Annotated in this window: 18 protein-coding genes; 10 read left to right on the top strand and 8 right to left on the bottom strand. The window is 42.8% G+C overall.

The genetic code is table 11. The features are described from left to right. Positions 1 to 90: 90 nt before the first annotated feature. The gene (locus tag JMX89_RS04880; protein ID WP_227673010.1) at positions 91 to 462 is read right to left on the bottom strand and encodes a SlyX family protein; all 372 of its coding nucleotides are present in this window, start codon (positions 460 to 462) and stop codon (positions 91 to 93) included. A gap of 114 nt (positions 463 to 576) precedes the next feature. On the opposite strand from JMX89_RS04880, the gene JMX89_RS04875 reads away from it, so the two are divergent. The 6 genes from JMX89_RS04875 to JMX89_RS04850 all read left to right on the top strand — a co-directional run bounded on the left by JMX89_RS04875 (position 577) and on the right by JMX89_RS04850 (position 6,864). Continuing rightward, positions 577 to 2,520 carry an ATP-binding cassette domain-containing protein gene (locus tag JMX89_RS04875; protein ID WP_201551026.1) on the top strand — a complete coding sequence of 648 codons (1,944 nt, stop codon included), beginning with the start codon at positions 577 to 579 and terminating at the stop codon, positions 2,518 to 2,520. 431 nt (positions 2,521 to 2,951) lie between these two features. Then, positions 2,952 to 3,536 (top strand): ubiquinol-cytochrome c reductase iron-sulfur subunit, encoded by a 585-nt coding sequence (petA, locus tag JMX89_RS04870; RefSeq protein ID WP_201551024.1) that lies wholly within the window; start codon positions 2,952 to 2,954, stop codon positions 3,534 to 3,536. A gap of 7 nt (positions 3,537 to 3,543) precedes the next feature. Beyond that, positions 3,544 to 4,764: a cytochrome bc complex cytochrome b subunit gene (locus JMX89_RS04865; RefSeq protein ID WP_406626821.1), complete on the top strand. Its 1,221-nt coding sequence runs from the start codon at positions 3,544 to 3,546 to the stop codon at positions 4,762 to 4,764. Next, positions 4,764 to 5,477 (top strand): cytochrome c1, encoded by a 714-nt coding sequence (locus tag JMX89_RS04860; protein ID WP_011513911.1) that lies wholly within the window; start codon positions 4,764 to 4,766, stop codon positions 5,475 to 5,477. The genes JMX89_RS04865 and JMX89_RS04860 overlap by 1 nt, the downstream gene beginning before the upstream one ends. 202 nt (positions 5,478 to 5,679) lie before the next feature. Continuing rightward, positions 5,680 to 6,294, top strand: a complete 615-nt coding sequence (locus tag JMX89_RS04855) for a glutathione S-transferase N-terminal domain-containing protein (protein WP_201551022.1) — start codon at positions 5,680 to 5,682, stop codon at positions 6,292 to 6,294. Positions 6,295 to 6,420: 126 nt separating this feature from the next. Next, complete coding sequence (locus tag JMX89_RS04850) at positions 6,421 to 6,864, top strand: ClpXP protease specificity-enhancing factor (protein ID WP_181210060.1); 444 nt, start codon at positions 6,421 to 6,423, stop codon at positions 6,862 to 6,864. A gap of 88 nt (positions 6,865 to 6,952) precedes the next feature. On the opposite strand, the gene dcd is transcribed toward JMX89_RS04850, so the two are convergent. From dcd to JMX89_RS04820, 6 genes are all read right to left on the bottom strand, one after another. After that, entirely contained in the window at positions 6,953 to 7,528 is a 576-nt protein-coding gene (gene dcd, locus JMX89_RS04845; protein ID WP_011513914.1) for a dCTP deaminase, read from the bottom strand. Between the two features lie 136 nt (positions 7,529 to 7,664). Continuing rightward, complete coding sequence (locus JMX89_RS04840; RefSeq protein WP_201531278.1) at positions 7,665 to 8,804, bottom strand: DUF2804 domain-containing protein; 1,140 nt, start codon at positions 8,802 to 8,804, stop codon at positions 7,665 to 7,667. 144 nt (positions 8,805 to 8,948) lie between these two features. Further along, complete coding sequence (gene apbC, locus JMX89_RS04835) at positions 8,949 to 10,175, bottom strand: iron-sulfur cluster carrier protein ApbC (RefSeq protein ID WP_201531277.1); 1,227 nt, start codon at positions 10,173 to 10,175, stop codon at positions 8,949 to 8,951. Between the two features lie 720 nt (positions 10,176 to 10,895). Continuing rightward, positions 10,896 to 11,696: a 3-hydroxybutyrate dehydrogenase gene (locus tag JMX89_RS04830; RefSeq protein WP_201531276.1), complete on the bottom strand. Its 801-nt coding sequence runs from the start codon at positions 11,694 to 11,696 to the stop codon at positions 10,896 to 10,898. A 126-nt stretch (positions 11,697 to 11,822) separates the two neighbouring features. Further along, positions 11,823 to 12,452 (bottom strand): CoA transferase subunit B, encoded by a 630-nt coding sequence (locus tag JMX89_RS04825; RefSeq protein ID WP_201531275.1) that lies wholly within the window; start codon positions 12,450 to 12,452, stop codon positions 11,823 to 11,825. 68 nt (positions 12,453 to 12,520) lie between these two features. Next, positions 12,521 to 13,234 (bottom strand): CoA transferase subunit A, encoded by a 714-nt coding sequence (locus JMX89_RS04820; RefSeq protein WP_201531274.1) that lies wholly within the window; start codon positions 13,232 to 13,234, stop codon positions 12,521 to 12,523. A gap of 358 nt (positions 13,235 to 13,592) precedes the next feature. Here JMX89_RS04820 and JMX89_RS04815 point away from each other — a divergent pair, with 358 nt between their 5' ends. After that, positions 13,593 to 15,008 carry a GntP family permease gene (locus JMX89_RS04815; protein ID WP_201531273.1) on the top strand — a complete coding sequence of 472 codons (1,416 nt, stop codon included), beginning with the start codon at positions 13,593 to 13,595 and terminating at the stop codon, positions 15,006 to 15,008. 408 nt (positions 15,009 to 15,416) lie between these two features. Beyond that, positions 15,417 to 17,519 carry a methionine--tRNA ligase gene (gene metG, locus JMX89_RS04810; RefSeq protein WP_201531291.1) on the top strand — a complete coding sequence of 701 codons (2,103 nt, stop codon included), beginning with the start codon at positions 15,417 to 15,419 and terminating at the stop codon, positions 17,517 to 17,519. A 99-nt stretch (positions 17,520 to 17,618) separates the two neighbouring features. Here the strand turns inward: metG and JMX89_RS04805 are convergent, their stop codons facing one another. Beyond that, positions 17,619 to 18,056, bottom strand: a complete 438-nt coding sequence (locus JMX89_RS04805) for a hypothetical protein (protein WP_133104496.1) — start codon at positions 18,054 to 18,056, stop codon at positions 17,619 to 17,621. Between the two features lie 422 nt (positions 18,057 to 18,478). Between JMX89_RS04805 and JMX89_RS04800 the strand changes: the two genes are divergently transcribed. Continuing rightward, the gene (locus JMX89_RS04800; protein WP_020443733.1) at positions 18,479 to 19,528 is read left to right on the top strand and encodes an ABC transporter substrate-binding protein; all 1,050 of its coding nucleotides are present in this window, start codon (positions 18,479 to 18,481) and stop codon (positions 19,526 to 19,528) included. Positions 19,529 to 19,667: 139 nt separating this feature from the next. Then, positions 19,668 to 20,693: an ABC transporter substrate-binding protein gene (locus JMX89_RS04795; RefSeq protein ID WP_201551020.1), complete on the top strand. Its 1,026-nt coding sequence runs from the start codon at positions 19,668 to 19,670 to the stop codon at positions 20,691 to 20,693. Positions 20,694 to 20,902 lie beyond the last annotated feature (209 nt).

The following is a 20,902-nucleotide window of genomic DNA, read 5'->3' as shown; positions in this document are numbered from 1 at the left end:
AGTCACTGCAAGGTAGTTTTATTCGAAAATACACATATAAACATTCAAAATAATCCAGTTTAGTCGCTGTTTATGTATGGCATATTATGGTTAATAATGGGGTGGTCTGTCTGCCATGACGTCAAAAGGTGCCACGCCTCCTTCTTCATCTTGGCTTTCAACTTGTTTATAAATAAATTGTAATTGTCGTTGTAGCGTTTGGATATGTTTGTCTTGACGAGTAATGACGTCGTCAAGGCGTTCTACTGTCAGCTCAAGATGAGACATATTCATCTGCAGTTCGACTAACTGCAATTGTAAATCAGCTTGTGTGGCTAAGCTGTCGATTTGCGGCTTGGATACACTGTTATTTTTTGGATTTGCTTCATTCATATTTTTCTCAATACTAGATGCTATGCTATGGCTAACGATGGCTAAAGCCTTGATAAGATGTTCTACATTGCTTGATAAATTAATCGTCATAAAATCGTGCTGATAAATCTATTTACGCACGCTACAGTTACGTGGCAGCATGTTATACTGCTGCAAATTTTGCAACAACCCCTACCTCACTATTATATAAGCTTAAGATACTCTATGGCACTGATACATTTAAAAGATATTCATCTCGCTTTTGGCGTCGCTCCTGTCCTTGATGGTATTGACTTTGCTATCGATTCAGGCGAGCGCGTGTGCTTAATTGGTCGCAATGGCGAAGGCAAATCCACCTTATTTAAACTGATTAATGGCACATTGTTGCCTGATAGCGGCGAAGTTATTATTAATAATAGTGTACGCGTCGCTATGCTCGAGCAGGATGTACCTGAAACCAGCGGTAGAATTTTAGATATCGTTATGGGTGGCAGCAAACGCACTGCCGAGCTGCTGATTAACTATAATGCGCAAACTGATTTGTGTGCCAATGGTGACATGGATGCCTGCGAGCGTATGGCAGACTTGCAGCATGATATCGATGCGGTACATGGTTGGGATTTAGAGCGCGAAGCAACACGTCTTATCACGACAATGGGTCTCGATCCAGACGATGACTTATCGTCACTATCTGGTGGTCGTAAGCGCCGTGTTTTATTAGCACGCTCGTTAGTGACTAAGCCTGATGTACTGCTCCTCGATGAGCCAACCAACCATTTGGACGTTGATAGTATTGAATGGCTTGAGCGCTTCTTATTGGATTGGCAAGGTCTGACATTATTATTTGTCACCCATGATAGAGCATTCGTTAATAAACTATCCACTCGTATCATTGAGCTTGACCGAGGTCAATTGACCAGCTATGACGTCACTCAAGGTGAAGGTGGTTATGCACGCTATCAAGAGCTAAAAGAGCTACAGTTACTAGCTGAAGAGAAGAATAATGCCAATTTTGATAAAAAATTGGCACAAGAAGAAGTTTGGATTCGCCAAGGTATCAAAGCACGCCGTACCCGTAACGAAGGTCGTGTGCGTGAGCTAAAAGCGTTGCGTGAAGAGCGTAGCGACCGCCGTGAGCAAGTCGGTAATGTCAATATTACCATGGGTCAAGGCGAGAAAAGCGGCAAGCTGGTCTGCAAGGTTAAAAACTTACACCTACAATATGATGACCATGTATTGGTCGACAATTTTAGCACTACCATCATGCGCGGTGACAAAATCGGTATCGTCGGTCCGAATGGCGCAGGTAAAACCACGCTTATCAAAGCCCTACTCGATATGTCAGACGATGATGTGATCAAAACAGGCAGCGTTGAATTAGGTACTAACTTAAAAATTGCTTTCTTTGATCAGTTACGTGATCAGTTAGATTTGGAAGCCAGTGTGGCGCAAAACGTCTCAGAAGGCTCTGATTTCGTCGAAGTAGGTGGTCGTAAGACACACATCATGAGCTATCTACAAGACTTCCTATTTGCTCCTGAACGTGCCCGTACGCCCGTCAAAGCATTATCAGGTGGTGAGCGTAACCGCGTACTACTTGCTAAGCAATTATTAAAACCTGCAAATATCCTCGTACTCGATGAGCCAACCAACGACTTGGATATGGCGACACTTGAGCTACTAGAAGAATCAGTCGCCAGCTTTGGTGGTACGATTTTGCTCATTAGCCATGATCGCTCATTTATGGACAATGTCGTCACTTCTACTTGGGTATTTGATACTGATGAAGATGGTAAAGGGACGGTCAGCGAGTATGTCGGCGGCTATCAAGAGTATTTGGTACAAAAAAACCGCGAAGAAGCTTCTAAAGCAGCTAAATCTTCTAGTAGTAGTAATACCAACAGCAAATCTGTTAATAAATCAGCGGCAGTAGCGAAACCTAATACTGCTGCTAAAAAGCTTAACTTTAATGACCAGCGTGAGCTTGATGCGTTACCAAAAGAGATTGCTGCTTTAGAAGCGGAACAAATGCAGCTAGAAGAAAAGCTAGCCGACGGTACTTGGTTTAATCAAGATTTTAATGCGGCAACAGCTGCTAGTGAGCGACTGCTTGCCATTGAAGATGAGATGATGATTAAACTTGAACGCTGGAATACGCTTGAGAGCTAATCTAAGTCATTATGCACGTAATTATCATCACTTTATAATATAAAGTGGTGATAATAGCGTCATAGCGACTTACAAAGTAGTGATGTGCTGAAAGTTAGTGAACATTGTCGTAATTTCAAGTATCATTCGCTATTGCTGAATACCCTTATCATTTATAAGGTCATTATCCATAACATTTTTGTTGATATAAAGCTGCTATTAAACATTGATAATTAAGGTGTTATGTCTTGATCACTTTGTTTAACGCTAAAGCGTGCCCTATTAAGGTTGCTTTATTTTTAACACAATAATTTATTTTATGACCAAAATAGCTTAGAATAGCAACAATTAGCAAAATTAGGCACAGCTAACGTGGCTTGATAATTGTTTCTATTCTAAGTCACAAACCCAGTGTGGGATAATCCCATTTCATTCACCTGGAGGAAGTATTAATGAGCCATGCCGAAGGCGTTAACGTACAACGCCGTAGAGTTCTGATTGCCTCGACTGCCGTAATTGGTGCAGCTGGGGTAGCTGCTGTGGCAACACCTTTTGTCCGCTCTTGGACCCCAAGCGCTAAAGCTGAGGCTGCCGGTGCGGCAGTGACCCAAGATATTGGTTCTATCGAAGCAGGACAGATGATTGTCGTCAAATACCGTGGCAAACCTATCTTTGTGGTCAAGCGCACTGAAGAGATGCTGACCATGCTTGATTCAGTGAAGCCATTATTGTCTGACCCTGATTCTGATGCGTCTTTGCAACCTGAGTACTGTAAAAATCCTGAACGCTCTATCTCACCAGAAGTACTGGTAGTAGAAGGCGTCTGTACGCATTTAGGCTGTGCACCAAACTACCGTCCTGATGTTGGCGCAGCCGATTTAGGTGGCAATGACTGGTACGGTGGATTTTTCTGCCCATGTCATGGCTCTAAATACGATTTAGCAGGTCGCGTTTATAGTGGCGTACCTGCTCCGCTTAACTTACCTATCCCAGAGTACGGCATGGATGGTACCATCTTGACGATTGGGGAGGCTTAATATGAGCATGGGTAAAAAGTTAATGCATTGGGTTGACGCGCGCTTTCCTGCGACCGAAACCTATGAATATCACATGTCAAAGTACTATGCACCAAAGAACTTTAACTTTTGGTACTTCTTTGGCGTACTATCTATGGTCGTACTGGTCAATCAGTTAGTCACTGGTATTTGGCTAACGATGATGTACAACCCTAGTGCTGAAGGGGCATTTGCCTCTGTTGAATACATCATGCGTGATGTCAAAGGCGGCTGGCTCATTCGTTATATGCACTCAACCGGTGCATCTGCGTTCTTCGTAGTGGTATATCTGCATATGTTCCGCGCCTTGCTATACGGTTCATACCAAAAACCGCGTGAGCTGATTTGGCTTATCGGTATGGGTATTTACCTAGCATTGATGGCAGAAGGTTTCTTCGGTTACCTCCTCCCTTGGGGCAACATGTCATTCTGGGGTGCTCAGGTTATCTTGAACTTACCTGCAGCTTTGCCTGTCATTGGTGACGGTCTTGCTGAGTGGGTTCGTGGTGATTACATCATTTCAGGTATCACTCTAAACCGATTCTTTGCTCTACACGTTGTGGCGATTCCGCTTGTACTTGTGGGCTTAGTCTTTATGCATTTGGTGGCTTTGCATCATGTTGGTTCAAACAACCCTGATGGTATCGACATCAAAAAGCTAAAAGATAAGAATGGCGTACCATTAGACGGTATCGAATTCCATCCGTACTATACCGTACATGATATGGTGGGTATCGTTGTCTTCTTTATCTTATTCTTTGCTGTGGTATTCTTCTTCCCAGAAGGCGGCGGCTTCTTCCTTGAGCCACCAAACTTTGAGACTGCCAACTCACTAAAAACACCAGCGCATATTGCACCGGTATGGTACTACACGCCTTTCTATGCCATCTTACGTGCCGTTCCTGATAAGCTTGGTGGTGTGATTGCGATGGGTGCTGCTATTGCCGTATTGTTCTTAATACCTTGGCTTGATAGATCGCCAGTACGCTCGATACGTTATAAAGGCATTTTATCTAAAATCGCTTTAACCGTGTTTGCTATTAGTTTCTTAGTATTGGGTTATTTAGGTGCGACACCTACCACCCCAACAGCAACTATAATGGCTCGTATCTTTACCATATTGTATTTCTTGTTCTTCTTATTGATGCCGTTTTACACTGCCATTGAGAAGTGTAAACAGCCACCAGAACGCGTTACCGGAGGTCACTAATGAGCACGCTAATTAAATCCCTAGCAGGTTTGGGCTTAGGCGCGGCATTAACTTTGACTGCTGGTAGCGCTCTAGCAGCAGGTAGTGGCTGCGGTACGTTTACCAATGCTGAGGGCATTGTAGAGCATTTGGCTTGTAGTACAGCGCCTATTGATTTTACCAATAAGGGCTCACTACAAAACGGTGCTAAGACGTTTATGAACTACTGTGCTGGGTGTCACTCAGCCAAGTACGTTCGTCACTCACGCATCGCTAAAGATTTAGAGATTCCACCTGAGTTGGTCGAAAAGTATTTGATGGTGACGACCGATCAGATCGGTGATCATATCGATGCTGAGATTGACCCTGAAGTACAAGCCTCATGGTTTGGCGCGGCTCCTCCAGATTTGTCACTTGAGACAAGACTGCGCGGCGATGATTGGGTTTACACTTACCTATTGTCTTTTTACGAAGATCCAAGCCGTCCTTGGGGTGCTAATAACTTAGTCCTCGCAAATGCGGCAATGCCTCACGTTTTGCATAACATGCAAGAAGAGCTGAGTCAGGAAGAGTTCGAATCTGAAGTAGGTGACTTGGTTAACTTTATGGCATGGATGGCAGAACCTGTTCGTCATGACCGTAAAGTGATTGGTTTCTTTGTGATTTTATTCTTACTTGTCTTATTGATTCCAGTTTACTTGCTCAATAAAGAATTCTGGAAAGATATCAAATAAGCGTTATTGATAATCGAGCAAGATGTTGGTATAAAAAAAGCACTACTTCGGTAGTGCTTTTTTATGCTTTAAACATTTATAAATCAGCCGCAAAAGCAAGCTAAGCGCCAAATTTTTAAGCGACAGTGTTTACGTACGCTACCTTGATAAACACAGCAACATTGTTTACGATGGCAGGCTTTACTATTAACATTAGGCTTTCATGATTGATGCGAATGACATTCCAAGTAGTCAGCTAATTTTATACGCTGACGACGGCTACGACAGTCATGTGGTGCGCCTATTGCTTGAAGAAAAGAAGCTCGCTTATTATTTATCACGTTTGCATTCTGAGCGTCCTGAGGATTTAACCGAGCTGAACCCTTATCATACTTTACCTGTCCTACAGCAGCGTGAGATTGCGCTTTATGAGATAAACGTCATCTTTGAGTACCTTGAAGAGCGTTATCATGCCAATAAGCTCTTGCCTGAGACGCCACAAGAGCGGGCACAATTTCGCCAGTTAGCATGGCGTATTCAGCGCGATTGGCTCTCACTCGGTAAGCGATTGCTTATGCATCCAGACAGCTTTAATAAAGCTCAAGCGGTTATGGCTAGAAAACAGCTGAGTGATTCGCTCATCACTATATCACCATTATTTGCGCACAAGTCTTACTTTATGGCAGATGAGTTTGGCTGGTGTGATGTGCTGCTAGCACCTTTATTATGGCGATTGGAAGAGATGGACATTGAGCTACCACGCGCTATCAGTCGCCCTCTGTTTGACTATCAAAAACGGGTCTTTGAGCGAGATAGCTTTCAAAAAAGCGTGTGTTAATTAGACAACAGTCAAATGCTGCCTTAAAATAGCAAATAATGAAGCGCAAATGAATTTCTGTAAATAGTCTTTTGCCGCTGATACCTTTTAACCCTTACTTAATACCGTCAATATAGGAAGCCAAAGATGAGCGAAGAAACCACATCTATTACTCCAACACGTCCTTATATGATACGTGCCTTGTACCAATGGATAGAAGACAATGCGCTTACGCCGTATCTGATGGTCGATGCAACCGCCGATAATGTTCAAATTCCAAAAGAGCATGTGCAAGATGGTCGTATCGTGCTCAATATTGCCAGCCGTGCCACTGGTAATATGAGTATGGAGAATGACTATATTCATTTTAGTGCGCGATTTGGCGGTGTATCACAAGAGATCTGGGTACCGCTCACAGCAGTGCTAGGTATTTATGCAAAAGAGAACTCTCAAGGGATGTTTTTCGATCCCAATGAATATGACAATTATGTGCCTGAAGACGATGCCGTTGCGAGTAGCAGCTCTAAAACAAATGTAGCAGCTCCTAAGCCCAAACGTGATAATAAAGCCGGCTTAAAAGTATTAAAATAACAAAATATATCGCATAAAAAAGCTGAGCATATTAAATATGTTCAGCTTTTTTTATTGTCAGCCCAAAAGTGGTGATGACCTTAAACGATTAGGTTCTTGGTAAGGTAACACCGCGCTGTCCTTGGTATTTACCACCACGATCTTTATAACTCGTCTCACAGACATCATCAGCATCACTTTGGAAAAATAGCATTTGCGCAACGCCTTCGCCGGCATAAATACGCGCAGGAAGATTGGTGGTATTACTAAACTCTAAAGTCACATGCCCTTCCCACTCAGGCTCAAGTGGTGTGACATTGACAATGATACCGCAGCGGGCATAGGTTGATTTACCAAGGCAAATAGTCAATACATCGCGTGGAATACGGAAATATTCCATCGTACGAGCCAGTGCAAAAGAATTAGGCGGAATAATACACTCGTCACCGATGACATCAATAAAGCTTTTTTCGTCAAAGTTTTTAGGGTCCACAATTACTGAATGTACGTTGGTGAAAACCTTAAATTCAGGCGCGCAGCGTACATCATAACCATAGCTTGAGGTACCGTAACTGACCAAACGCTCACCGGCATCATTAAAACGTACTTGACCGGCTTCAAACGGCTCAATCATGCCATGTTCTTCGGCCATTTTACGAATCCAGCGGTCAGACTTGATAGACATTGTTATTCCTTAGCAGATATAAAATAAAACTTATAATATGAATGGTATTTTGATAGCGACGATTATACGGAATTGAGCGCTCAATTTATAGGCTTGGCTACGTTTAAAATAAATCTCTGGTCAAAATGATAATCGCCTACCATTTTGCATAATGATCTTCTGCCAGTCCCATCACATTATCAAGCTTAATCACCTCTTGTTTGATTCGAATCTCACCATTATAAAAACCAAGCCATTGCTCAAAAATACTGGCAACGATACCAAAGTTATCGGTCTTCTTATAAACCGTCATAGGGGTAAAGGTTAAATCAATATCAACATTGCTCCAGCCAAGGTTTTGATGATAGATGTGCCAAGGCTGCGGTGTGTCATCTAACCTATTAGCAACAGTGTCTTGCTGATTGGGTGGCAAATTTAGAGCATCACGAAGAAACATAACAGGCGGTAAATAACATATCTGCCCATCTAGCCAGCACGCATTTTCACTAGCGCCCGTTTCATTAACACCCATCGATAAGTTCAATGTGAAATGACGACCATCTGGCAAATAGCTATTGATACAGGTCCAAAACCAATTGGTCTCATGACGCATATATCCAAGTGTCCAATCTAAATTGGCAATAGTGTCATCATTGAATGATATTTGCTGAGCTTGTTGTCCATTATTAAACGTTGAATTGGACTTAATAGCTAAGTGACCTACGATTTTGGTAAGCGGCTCTTTTTGCGTAAAAGTCCAGCCACGCCTGCCAGTCGGTGTGCAGACCGCCAAAGGCTGCGACTGCCGCTGTAACGTTGCTTCAATCGCCAAATACTGACTATCTAACACAACGTTGACTTGTGGCGGGGTAAAATCTAACGTCAATGTCAGATTGTTATGTCTAAATGCCATCTGCCCTTGATAGCAACTACCCTCTAAACGCGTATCAAGCGTCAAAGGCTGCAAGGCTTCACACACCTCTATCTCGTTTGTTTCATCATTATAAAGGTAAACAAAAGCACTGGTCGCAAGCTTAATAGTAGCCAGTGCCAAGCAGACTCGATAAGGTGGTTGAATGATTTGAATAAAGCAGAATTGGTTGGCTTTTAAATCTTTACGCCAATTGGGTAGAGGTTTTTGTGAGATAAGGTGACTGTGATAATCTAAATAGTTGATGTTTTTAACTTGGGCAAAAATACCAGAATAAGGCTGACCGTTTTGGATTAGTTGGTCGAGCACCGCTGGTTTCAATTCATTAGCGATATCAGAAAAAGGTTGATGATTGTTTTGAATCATAATGGCGGCATCCTAGCCAAATTTATACCAAGAGTTAAGCAGTTTGTTATGTAATGGCTATTGCTAACTAATACTTTATTATAATAGCAAACAATAGCCCATTAAAAATAAAACGCTGTGATTCCTAGTAGGAAACTATAACCATTAAAAAATACGCTTATCATTAACCGGTTTAGCAAACTTATTAATATTGGTTTCAATATTTTTGGCAATACTCAGATAGTAAGACGCAAACTCATCATCTACTAATACGCTTGGCTCACCTTTATCTACCTGTGCACGGATAGCGCTTGCCAGTGGAAGCTGTCCTAATAGCGGCACTTGATATTGCTCAGCGATCTTTTCGCCGCCGCCCGTACCAAAGATAGCTTCAGTATGATTGCAGTTACTACAAGTGTGCAGCGCCATATTTTCAACCACGCCAAGCACAGGAATATTGGTTTTGTTAAACATCTCAATGCCTTTTTGGGCATCAAGTAAGGCAATATGCTGCGGCGTCGTCACAATGACAGCGCCCGTCACCGGAATACGTTGAGCAAGGGTAAGCTGAATATCACCGGTGCCTGGTGGCATATCAATGACTAAGTAATCTAACTGTGGCCAATTGGTTTGATTATATAGCTGCATCAACGCACCGGTCGCTTTTGGACCGCGCCATGCGATAGGCGTATTATCTCCATCAAGCAAGCTGCCAATCGATAACATCGCTAGTCCATGCGCATTGATAGGCACAAACTGCTCATTTTCAAGCTCAGGTCTGACACTATTCACACCTAGCATCGCTGGCATACTGGGTCCATAAATATCAGCATCTAATACACCAACGCGGTTGCCGAGCTTTTGTAATGCCAAAGCGATATTGACAGTAGTCGTTGATTTTCCCACGCCGCCCTTACCAGAGGCAACGACAATGATATGACGAATACGCGGATGAGCGGACAACGACGCTTGGGTAGGAGCTTGCTTAGTGATAGGTGGTTCAGCATTTACCGTACTATCATCGCTGTTGGCAACAGGTTTACTATGACTATCCATCGCATTGGTGGTTTTTGGCATTGCTTTTGGCAAACTTGAGCCTTCACCTTTCATCGGCGCTGGTATCCGAACATTCATATGAATGCTTTGAATACCATGCGGCTGTAATAACTGCCCAAGCGCTTGCTGAATGGCCTCAGGATCGCTTCCATGTGGCAGACGCAACTCTAATGTCAGCTCACCGCCATTACGCTCAAGCCCAGTGACCATCGTAGCAATACTGCTATCCCCAACATGATAACCCAGCAATACTTTATCAACAGCGCTATCAAGCGCAGCTTTCTGCTCTGGAGTTTCCTTTTGTGCGGTGGGTTTTTTCTTCATAAAATTAAACATAGCGACCGTGACTGCCTATACAAGTGGGTTGGTATGCTAAAAAGTATTATTAATACCATAACGAGAATAATTAACGATAGAAGCCATAAGCTTTTTAGCCAAACCTTTTATCGTGTCAGTGTAGCTCAATTGCAAGCATAAAAAAACCATGATGCCAGTAAGACAGCATTTTGCGTACAGCTTTGAGCCTACGGTATCATCGATATCAAATAACATAGATAAATTACTTTATGACACGAGACAAGGATGAGTTTGTTTAATACAAAAGGCAAACTCGCAGCTTATCATTACCAATACCAATACCAATACCAGCGATACTATGGAATCACCGCGAATACAGCACGAGGCAATACCGAAGCAAGCGTCCCCTGAATATCGGCATCTGGATACGCAAATATTATTGAGCGATTGGGCAACTGCTGTAATAATTACCAAGCAACTTTGGGCTTAATCAGCGCTGTGATATCGGCATTATCAATAAGACGTAACGTCTACACCGCATCAATCGCGCGCTTAAAATCCTGTCTTTCAATAGTATTGCTTTACTTTACTGATATATCTTTATTATTCATAACTTTATCCCTGCGCCCAAAATGGCCCAACGAGTGCTCATAAAAAAGAGCCAATATCATTGGCTCTGGTCAATATAAAGCTAAATCCTAGTCGATTGGTCTTTTTTAGCAAACTCATAGCAATTAAGATGACTGACTAAACAAGTTCTTAATTCATAAACCAGCCATGGCTTGCGACAATCGATTGTCCGGTAAAGACATTGCTTGGAAATGCAGCCAAAAATAAAGCCAGTTGAGCAATATCATCAACCGTTGTAAATTCTTTATCAACCGTATTAACGAGCATAATATCGTTCACTACTGACTCTTCGCTAATGCCTTTTTCAGCCGCTTGCTGAGGGATTTGTTTTTCGACTAAAGGCGTTTTGACAAACCCTGGGCATATCACATGCGAGCGTACATTATGGGCAGCGCCCTCTTTTGCCAATACGCGACATAGACCAAGTAAACCATGTTTGGCGGTGACATAAGGCGCTTTAAACAGTGATGCTTCATGCGAATGTACAGAGCCCATATAAATCACTGTGCCACCTTTGTCGTCTTTATACATATGTTGTATAGCAGCTTTGGTGGTCAAAAATGCACCATCTAAGTGAATAGCGAGCATTTTTTTCCAATCTTCAAACGCCATTTTATGGATGGGGTCAATGATTTGAATACCGGCGTTAGATACCAGAATATCAATACCGCCAAAGGTATCGACCAGTTTCTGAACACCGTCATTAACAGCAGTTTCAGACGTTACATCCATCGCAATTGCAACGGCACGCCCGCCTGCGGCTTCAATAGCATCGACAGTTTGCTGAGCAGCTTCAAGATTAATATCTGCAATACCGACTGCCGCGCCTGCCTTCGCATAAGTTTCAGCGATATCACGTCCGATACCACTGGCAGCGCCTGTGACCAATGCTACTTTGCCAGTCAAATCTTGTTGTAATTGGGTCGCCATATATTATCCTTAATAATAGGTGATGGTGTGTAGTGATGAATGAAGCCTATAAATAAGCCACTAAAATATAGTGGCTATTAAACAATTTACTAATCAGTATTTGAACTATTGAGTGGTTTATCAAAGCTATTGAGCAATGCTCACTGGTGTTTTTTCTTGTAGCTCATCGAAGCTAACACCCTCTGCAAGTTCAACCAATTTTAGGCCATTATCAGTCACATCAAGTACGGCAAGCTCTGTGATAATACGATCAACAACGCCTTTCCCTGTCAGTGGCAATTCGCAATTGGCAAGGATTTTTGGCTCGCCGTGTTTATTAACTTGCTCCATGAGCACAATCACACGCTGTACGCCTGCGACCAAATCCATCGCGCCGCCCATGCCTTTGACCATTTTTTTGGGAATCATCCAGTTTGCCAAATCGCCTTGCTCTGAGACTTCCATTGCCCCCAATATTGCAAGGTTGACATGACCGCCACGAATCATCGCAAACGACTCCGAGCTACTAAAATAACTCGCACCTGATTCGGCAGTGACCGTTTGTTTACCTGCATTAATCAAATCTGCATCGACGTTTTCTGCAGTAGGAAACTCGCCAATACCTAATAAGCCGTTTTCTGACTGTAGCCAGACATCGACGTCTTTAGGGATATAGTTTGCAACGAGTGTCGGTAGACCTATGCCTAAGTTAACATAATAACCGTCTTGTAACTCTTGTGCGGCACGCTGTGCCATCTGCTCTCTTGTCCATGCCATGGTAGCTTCCTTAATTTTTACGATATTCTATTATTATAAATTTATTAATTATGCTGTAATCGCAATGACTAAGCACCTTCGACCACTTTAGTTGTCGTCTTTTCGATACGCTTTTCAGGGCTGCTATTCAATACGATACGCTGCACAAAAATACCCGGCAGATGAATCTCATCAGGATTCAAGGTGCCAGTTTCTACAATTTCTTCAACTTCAACAATGGTAATCTTGCCCGCCATCGCACAGTCTGGGTTAAAATTACGCGCCGTTTTATTAAAGATTAAGTTGCCTGCCTTATCGGCTTTCTGCGCTTTAATCAATGACACATCAGCGCGTAATGAATGCTCAAGCACATAAGTACGACCGTCAAATTCGCGGGTTTCTTTACCTTCAGCAACTAAGGTACCAACGCCGGTTGCGGTATAAAATGCCGGAATACCTGCACCACCTGAACGCAGTTTTTCTGCCAATGTCCCTTGCGGAGTCAGCTCAACTTCCAACTCGCCTGCCAAGTACTGGCGCTCAAACTCTTTATTTTCACCCACATAAGATGAGATCATTTTTTTAATTTGGCGCGTCTGTAATAACAATCCCAAGCCAAAGTCATCGACACCAGCGTTGTTACTGATGCACGTCAAATCTTCAGCACCACTATCCCGCAATGCTTCGATTAACGCTTCAGGAATACCGCATAGACCAAAACCACCGATTGCCAGCGTTTGTCCGTCACGCACAACACCACTCAACGCCGCTTCTGCGCTGTCATACACCTTTGATTGACTCATGCTTATCTCCTTGCACGTCTCATTTTTATTATTTACATTGATTCATTATAGGTTTTGCTTATTCGAGCAAACACTAGACTACCAATCAGCTTTATATTTAAAGCAATACAATTTATATCACTATAAAATCTAGAGTACAGCTGTAATAACTTAACATATTATTCTAGCAGCGACTAGAAAATAATATAAAGCGCGTACAAGGCAGCGCAGCTTGATCAATATAGGTGAGGTCACCATCCTAATTGTCTAAAATAATGTTTGATAAAATACGTTAAATCGCCCGTTACGTTTAATTTTATTGACCTATTTCCCTATGCCCTGCATACTCTCAGGCTTAACTTAGCCAAGGAGGGCGATCATGTTTAGCACACTTGCTATTATTATTACTTTATTACTTTTGATGTTCTTTGCTTATCGCGGTTATTCCGTACTGATTTTAGCGCCAATTATGGCTGCTTTAGCCGTACTGCTTTCAGGTGATTTTTTAAGCAGTATTCCTGCTTATACTGATGTCTTTATGGGCGCATTGAGTGGCTTCCTACTCAAATTCTTTCCTATCTTCTTATTAGGCGCACTCTTTGGGCGTTTGATGGCAGATTCTGGGGCGGCAACAGCGATTGCCAAAACGGTGGTCGAAAAGCTTGGTGCCAGTAAAGCGATTTTGGCGGTTATCTTAGTTTGCGGTATTTTGACCTATGGCGGTGTGTCACTGTTTGTCGTGGCATTTGCTATTTATCCAATCGCCAAAGACTTATTTAAAGCTGCTGATATTCCTAAGCGCTTGATTCCAGCAGCGATTGCCCTAGGTTCGTTTACCTTTACCATGACAGCATTACCTGGCACGCCTGCCATTCAGAATGCTATTCCGATTCCTTACTATAATACCAACGTATTTGCCGCACCTGTCTTGGGGCTTATTGGTGGTACGATTATGTTTGTCTGTGGTTGGTTGTGGTTGCAATCGCGTGCCAGAAAAGCGAATGCCGCTGGTGAAGGGTATGGTCAGCATGATGAGAGCGATGTAGGCGGCGTTGGTGGAGGCGCAGCAGAGACCAACTTGCTTAGTACCCATCATACCTCATTCACCGTTGCGATGATTCCTCTGATACTGGTCATCAGTTTGAACGCTTTACTAACTTACTTTATCTTTCCATCGATGGATTTTAGTGGTCTACAGACTCAGTTCCCAGATTTGAATATCGCAGGTTCACTTGGGCTATGGTCGATCATCCTATCATTGGTTGTAGCTTGTATCGTGCTAATCGTCATGCGTCTCGGTCATTGGACCAACCTACAAAAAACCATCAACCGCGGTACTTATGACTCGATGTTACCGATCTTTAATACCGCGTCGGAAGTAGGCTATGGTGCCGTTATCGCGTCATTAGCAGGCTTTCTTCTCATTCGTGATAGTATCTTGAATCTAACGCCAGACAATCCACTCATCTCAGAAGCAGTCGCTATGACCACGCTGGCTGGCATTACTGGCTCATCATCTGGTGGTTTGAGTATCGCACTTTCAACCTTGGGTGAAGATTATCTAAGAATGGCAGTAGCAGCTGGTATTGATCCAGAACTCATGCATCGAGTGGCGGTAATGGCAGCAGGCGGTTTGGATACCTTACCACACAGTGGTGCGGTCATTACCTTGTTGGCCATTTGTGGTCTGACACATAAACAGTCCTACTTAAACTTGGCAATGGTCACCATGATTATTCCACTGATTGCTGTCGTCGTTGTCATTACCTTGGGCACGATGTTTGGTTCATTTTAATTGGGTTGAATCAGTAAAGCCTATAATGGATTCAATCTAAAAAAGGGACAGCTTCCCTGTTGTAAAGCGCTCATAAAACCCCCGCTAAGCAAAAGCTTAGCGGGGGTTTTATGAGCACTTTATAAGGATTTACTATGTTGGACTTTTATCATAAATATCAATAAATACATTACACTTATCATAACGTACTACTGGTATAGACTTTTCTTGCTTGCTGTTCCTACGCAGACAGAGTCTACGAATAATTAATACCAGTAGCGCTGCACTCTTCTAAAAGTGAATCAACTATAGCGCTTATTACCATATTAATTCGTAAGCAATATCACAAATTTAGCCGAATTACGGTATCATAGGCACACTTTTTCAATTTCTATTGATAACCAACCCGTTTATATAAGAATATAGGTGATGAAAGTGCGTGAGATTTTAGTAACCAGTGCCCTGCCCTACGCCAATGGAGACATTCACTTGGGGCATCTTGTAGAGTATATCCAAACTGATATTTGGGTACGGTCGATGAAGGCGCAAGGTCATAAGGTGACTTATGTCTGTGCGGATGATGCTCATGGTACTGCCATCATGCTCAAAGCCGAAGACAATGGCGTAACACCAGAACAGCAAATTGCCAATGTGCAAGCTGCTCATGAAGCCGATTTTGCTAAGTTTTTGATTAATTTTGACAATTATCATTCAACGCATTCAGAAGAAAATCGGGAATTCTCTGAGCTGATTTATCGCCGCCTTAGAGATGCAGGTCATATCTCTACTCGTGATGTGGAGCAGCTATTTGACCCTGAAAAACAGCTGTTTTTAGCCGATCGTTTTGTTAAAGGTACCTGCCCTGAGTGCGCCGCTACCGACCAATATGGTGATAACTGTGAAGTCTGCGGTACGACTTATGATGCGACAGAACTTAAAGATCCGTACTCTACGTTATCAAATGCGACGCCTATTCTAAAGACTTCAAAGCATTATTTCTTTGACTTACCAGAGTTTGAGCAATTTTTAAAGGATTGGACGCGCAGTGATAATCGCTTGCAAACCTCAGTTGCCAATAAGCTGCAAGAGTGGTTCGATGCCGGCTTGACCAGTTGGGATATCTCGCGTGATGCGCCCTACTTTGGCTTTCAAATTCCAGACACGCCAAGCGATGAGCCAGACAAATACTTCTACGTATGGCTAGATGCGCCTGTTGGCTATATGGCAAGCTTTCAGAACCTGTGTGATAAGCGTGCAGGTACAGAAGAGGCTCTAGACTTTGACCATTATTGGGCGCAAGAAAACGAGCATAAAACCGAAGTGTATCACTTCATCGGTAAAGACATCGTTTACTTCCATGCGCTATTTTGGCCTGCCATGCTTGCTGGTAGTGAACTCCGTACACCAACTGGCGTCTTTGCTCATGGCTTCTTGATGGTCAATGGCGAAAAAATGAGTAAGTCGCGTGGCACCTTTATTAAAGCCGACACTTATGCTGAGCATTTGCATCCTGAGTACTTGCGTTATTACTTTGCGAGTAAGTTATCTGACAAAGTCGAAGACATTAACCTTGATTTAGAAGACTTTATGCAAAAGGTCAACTCTGATCTCGTTGGTAAAGTAGTCAATATCGCCAGTCGCAGCGCTGGGTTTTTGGTCAAAAAGTATGATGGTATGCTGACAGACGTCTGTGCTGAGCCAAGCCTATTAGAAGACATCACCAATACGGGCGATGAGATTGCTGCGGCTTATGAAAACCGTGAATTTTCTCGTGCCATGCGCCTGATTATGCAGTGTGCTGATAAAGCCAATGAATACATCGATGACAAAAAACCGTGGGCGCTTGCCAAGGTTGAAGGCGCAGAGCAAGAAGTTCAAGATATCTGCTCTGTGGCAATCAATATCTTCCGTCAATTGATGGTATATCTTGCGCCTGTATTACCTGAGCTGACTGCCAATGCTAAAGAATTCTTGAACATTGATGATTTAAGTTTTGCCAGCCGTAATGAGTGGTTGCTTGGTCATCAAATTAATAAGTTTAAACCACTGATGCAGCGTATTGAAGAAAAAGATATTGCAGCGATGGTTGAAGATTCTAAAGCCTCATTGACACAAGTAGGTGCACCTACCGCTAGCCAAGACGATAAAGCAGCAGCAAAAAATACCTCGCCTGCAGCAATGCCAAGCAGTACCGAACAAGCAGACTATATCGGTATCGAGGACTTTGCCAAAGTCGAGATGAAAGTCGCTCATGTTATCGCTTGCAACCATGTCGAAGGCGCGGACAAACTGCTTCAGTTCACACTAGATGTTGGTGAAGCACAACCTCGCAACGTCTTTAGCGGTATTCGAAAATTCTATGAGCCTGAGCAATTACAAGGTAAAAAGGTTATTTGCGTGACCAATTTGGCACCGCGTAAGATGAAATTTGGCATATCGGAAGGCATGATATTGTCGTCAGGCGACCCGAAAACAGGTCTGGTGGTAATTACCTTACCTGATGAAGCCGTTATCGGTGATTCACTGGCTTAAAAACGTTAAGTTAATTAAGTAGTAATAAAAGAGCAAAACAAAAAACGGTCTAAATAGACCGTTTTTTATGTTAAAAAGAATAGAAAGTAAGCTTGCTGTTTATCTGGTCAAAATATCAATGATCTGCAACGTATCATTAACGACCGTCACAATTTTATTTTCTGGCGTGCGAATACGAACATAGCGGTCATCATAACGGTCTAAAATTACCGAACGATCATAAATATCTCTATCAATGTTGCCGACTACTCTGTAACCGTATTGATCGAGATCACGCTTGAATGAGGCGTTAGAGTTAGCATGACGATAAGCATTAATGTTAGGCTGGGCATTGCTGCTATAACCATTTTTAAATTTATATTTTTCTGACTGATGCTGCTTGAGCTGTACTTGTTCATGCTTATCTTTACCGACATACGCAGATTTGCCCTTGCCATGATTATTACCGTGACCCTCTTTTGCCATAGCAGGTAAGGAAATCAATGAGATCGCTGTAATGCCAGCGATGGTTAATAACTTAAGATTAGTAGTGTTCATAATGTCATCCTTAAAATATTCATTTGAAAAAGATTAAGTAGATGGTAGAGTCTGTTGAACATTCACTAATGTCAGCATGATTGATAATGATATGGATTTCAGACTCACTGTAACTTTCGTATAGAAATTAGCTTACATTCATTATAAAGTGCGTTTGTAATCGCTGAATTGCTGGTTTGTGCGTTTTTTAAGCAGAGTTTTGCCGAATAAAGATGATTTTGCCAAATAAAACAGTCAATACTTGCTTTAATAACACTGGTGACGAATACGCTTTAATTTTTTATTGCGATAAGTTACATTACTGTCATAATATGAACATAATGATCAATGGATTGATTACTTTGATGTTAGCCCGTTATCTCAGCATTCACATAACATTGACTCGGGTAACCTGCACTTTCTAACCTACGAGCCACTATAAAATGATTTTTGCTACTACTTTACGCTTTAGCCTACTTGGTGCTGCGATGAGCGCCGCGCTTGGATTATCAGCCTGCTCTAAACCTGCAGACACTACAACGACTACCGATGACAGTACCACTACTGCTCAAAAACCTGCCAAAACATTGGCAATTACTCAAATCGTTGAGCATCCCTCATTGGATGATATGCGTCGCGGCATTATTGATGAGTTGGCGGATAACGGTTATGTCGAAGGTCAAAATCTAAAGGTTAATTTTCAAAGTGCGCAAGGCAATACGGCAACCGCAGGACAAATTGCCAAGCAGTTCGTCGGCGACAATCCTGATGCCATCGTTGCTATCTCAACCCCATCGGCACAATCTATCGTATCTGCAACCACGACCATACCAATTATATATACCGCCGTCTCAGACCCACTGGGTGCCAAATTGATCACTGCAGATGGTAAACCTTTTCAAAGCAATTTGACCGGACTCTCAAGCCAATTACCATTAGAGCCACAGCTAGATTTGCTCCAAAAAATCAAGCCTGACCTCAAAACCATTGGCTATGTATACAGTCCTGGTGAAGCCAACTCGGTATCATTGCGTGATGCGCTTAAAAAAGCGCTGCCGGCACGTGGCTTATCATTACTAGATATTCCAGCCAACCGTCCAACAGATATCGGTATGGCGACACGTAGCTTACAGGGTCGCGCGGATATTATTTATACCTCGTTTGACAATAATGTTGCCTCAGCCTTTGAAGCCATGGCACAAGCTGCCAATGAGCTAAAACTGCCTATTGTTGCCTCTGATGAATTCAGTGTCCAACGCGGTGCCACAGCAGCACTTGGTGTCAATGATTATGACTTTGGTCGTACGACAGGTAAGATGGTTTATCGCATTTTAAATGGTGAAGCGGTCAGTACCGTTAAGCCTGAAGTCATGAACGAATTGACACTCTACGTCAGCCCTAAACATGCTAAAACGCAAGGTGTAGTACTGTCAGATGAGCTGTTGAAAAATGCTATTAATGTCGATGAAAAAGCAAAAACTGCCAGCAAATGATTGCTGGTAGATAAGAGTGAATACGCAGTAGATAGCTTATAATTTATAACAAACACTGTTTATAACCGCAGTACGTAAGATCTTCTATTTATCTTTTATATAATGTACGGACACATTATTATTTTCAGGAGTAAGACCCATGTTGTATCAGAATCGTTTTGCCAAAGCTCTTTTATGGGGCGGTATATGTACCGCTATTTTGACTGGTTGTAATCAGCCAGCTAAAGAAGGTACCGCGACTGATGGTACTGCGGGCACCGATACCACAACAGAAATGAAAACGGTGGCTATTACCGCTATCGTTGAGCATCCAGCACTTGATGCTGTACGTAAAGGCGTAATCGATGAGCTAAACGATGCCGGCTTTAAAGATGGTGAAAACCTGAAAGTTAACTTTCAAAGTGCTCAAGGTAATACCGCCACTGCCGGTCAGATTGCCAAGCAATTCGTCGCTGATGCACCAGATGTCATCGTAGCGATTGCCACGCCATCGGCTCAGTCTGTAGCCGCTTCTACCAGCAGCATTCCTATGGTGTTCTCAGCGGTCACCGACCCTGTCGCAGCAAAACTGGTACCGAAACTTGATGGATCTGGCACCAACGTTACTGGCGCCTCTGATGCTCTTCCTTATGCGCCGCAAATCGATTTGATGCGTCAAATTATTCCAAGTCTAAAAAACGTCGGTTATGTCTATAGCCCAGGTGAGGTGAACTCAACCATCGTTTTAAAAGCGCTAAAAGAGAATCTGACCCCGCTTGGTATTAACGTTCACGAAGCGCCTGCGCAGCGTAGTAACGATATTGCGATGGCCGCTCGTAGCCTTGAAGGTAAAGTCGATATGATTTATACCTCAACGGATAATAACGTGGTTTCAGCTTATGAATCACTGTACCAAATCGCTAAAGAAAGTAAGATTCCACTAATTGCCTCTGACACCAGTTCGGTTGAGCGCGGTGCCGTTGCAGCCTTAGGGGTAAACTATTACGATTTGGGCCGCGAGACTGGTAAAATCGTTACGCGTATCTTAAACGGTGAAAAAGCAGGCGAAATCCCTGTTTATACGCCGCAATCGCTTGATTTACATGTCAGTCCAAAGAATGCGCAAGCCGAAGGCATCACGCTACCACAAGCCGTTATCGATAAAGCAAAAGTAGTGTTAGAATAACTGCCGCTTTTAACTCTAATTTAAACGGTAGTTTTTATCAATTATCGTCTAGGTTAATTGGATATGGCTATTTTGATATGGCTATATAGGTAGCGCAGACAAACCCAGCTCTCAGTCAGTAGGCTGGGCTTGTTTTTTCAAGGCTTTAAATAAGCAAGACTTAGGGTTATTAATAGTAATTATAAGTTTTGCTTGACCCTAACTGCAGA

Origin of the sequence: Psychrobacter sp. DD43 (genome assembly GCF_904846555.1) — a bacterium.
Lineage (GTDB): Bacteria > Pseudomonadota > Gammaproteobacteria > Pseudomonadales > Moraxellaceae > Psychrobacter > Psychrobacter cryohalolentis.
The sequence above is the reverse complement of the archived record's forward strand: the minus strand, read 5'-3'. Positions and strand labels throughout refer to the sequence as shown.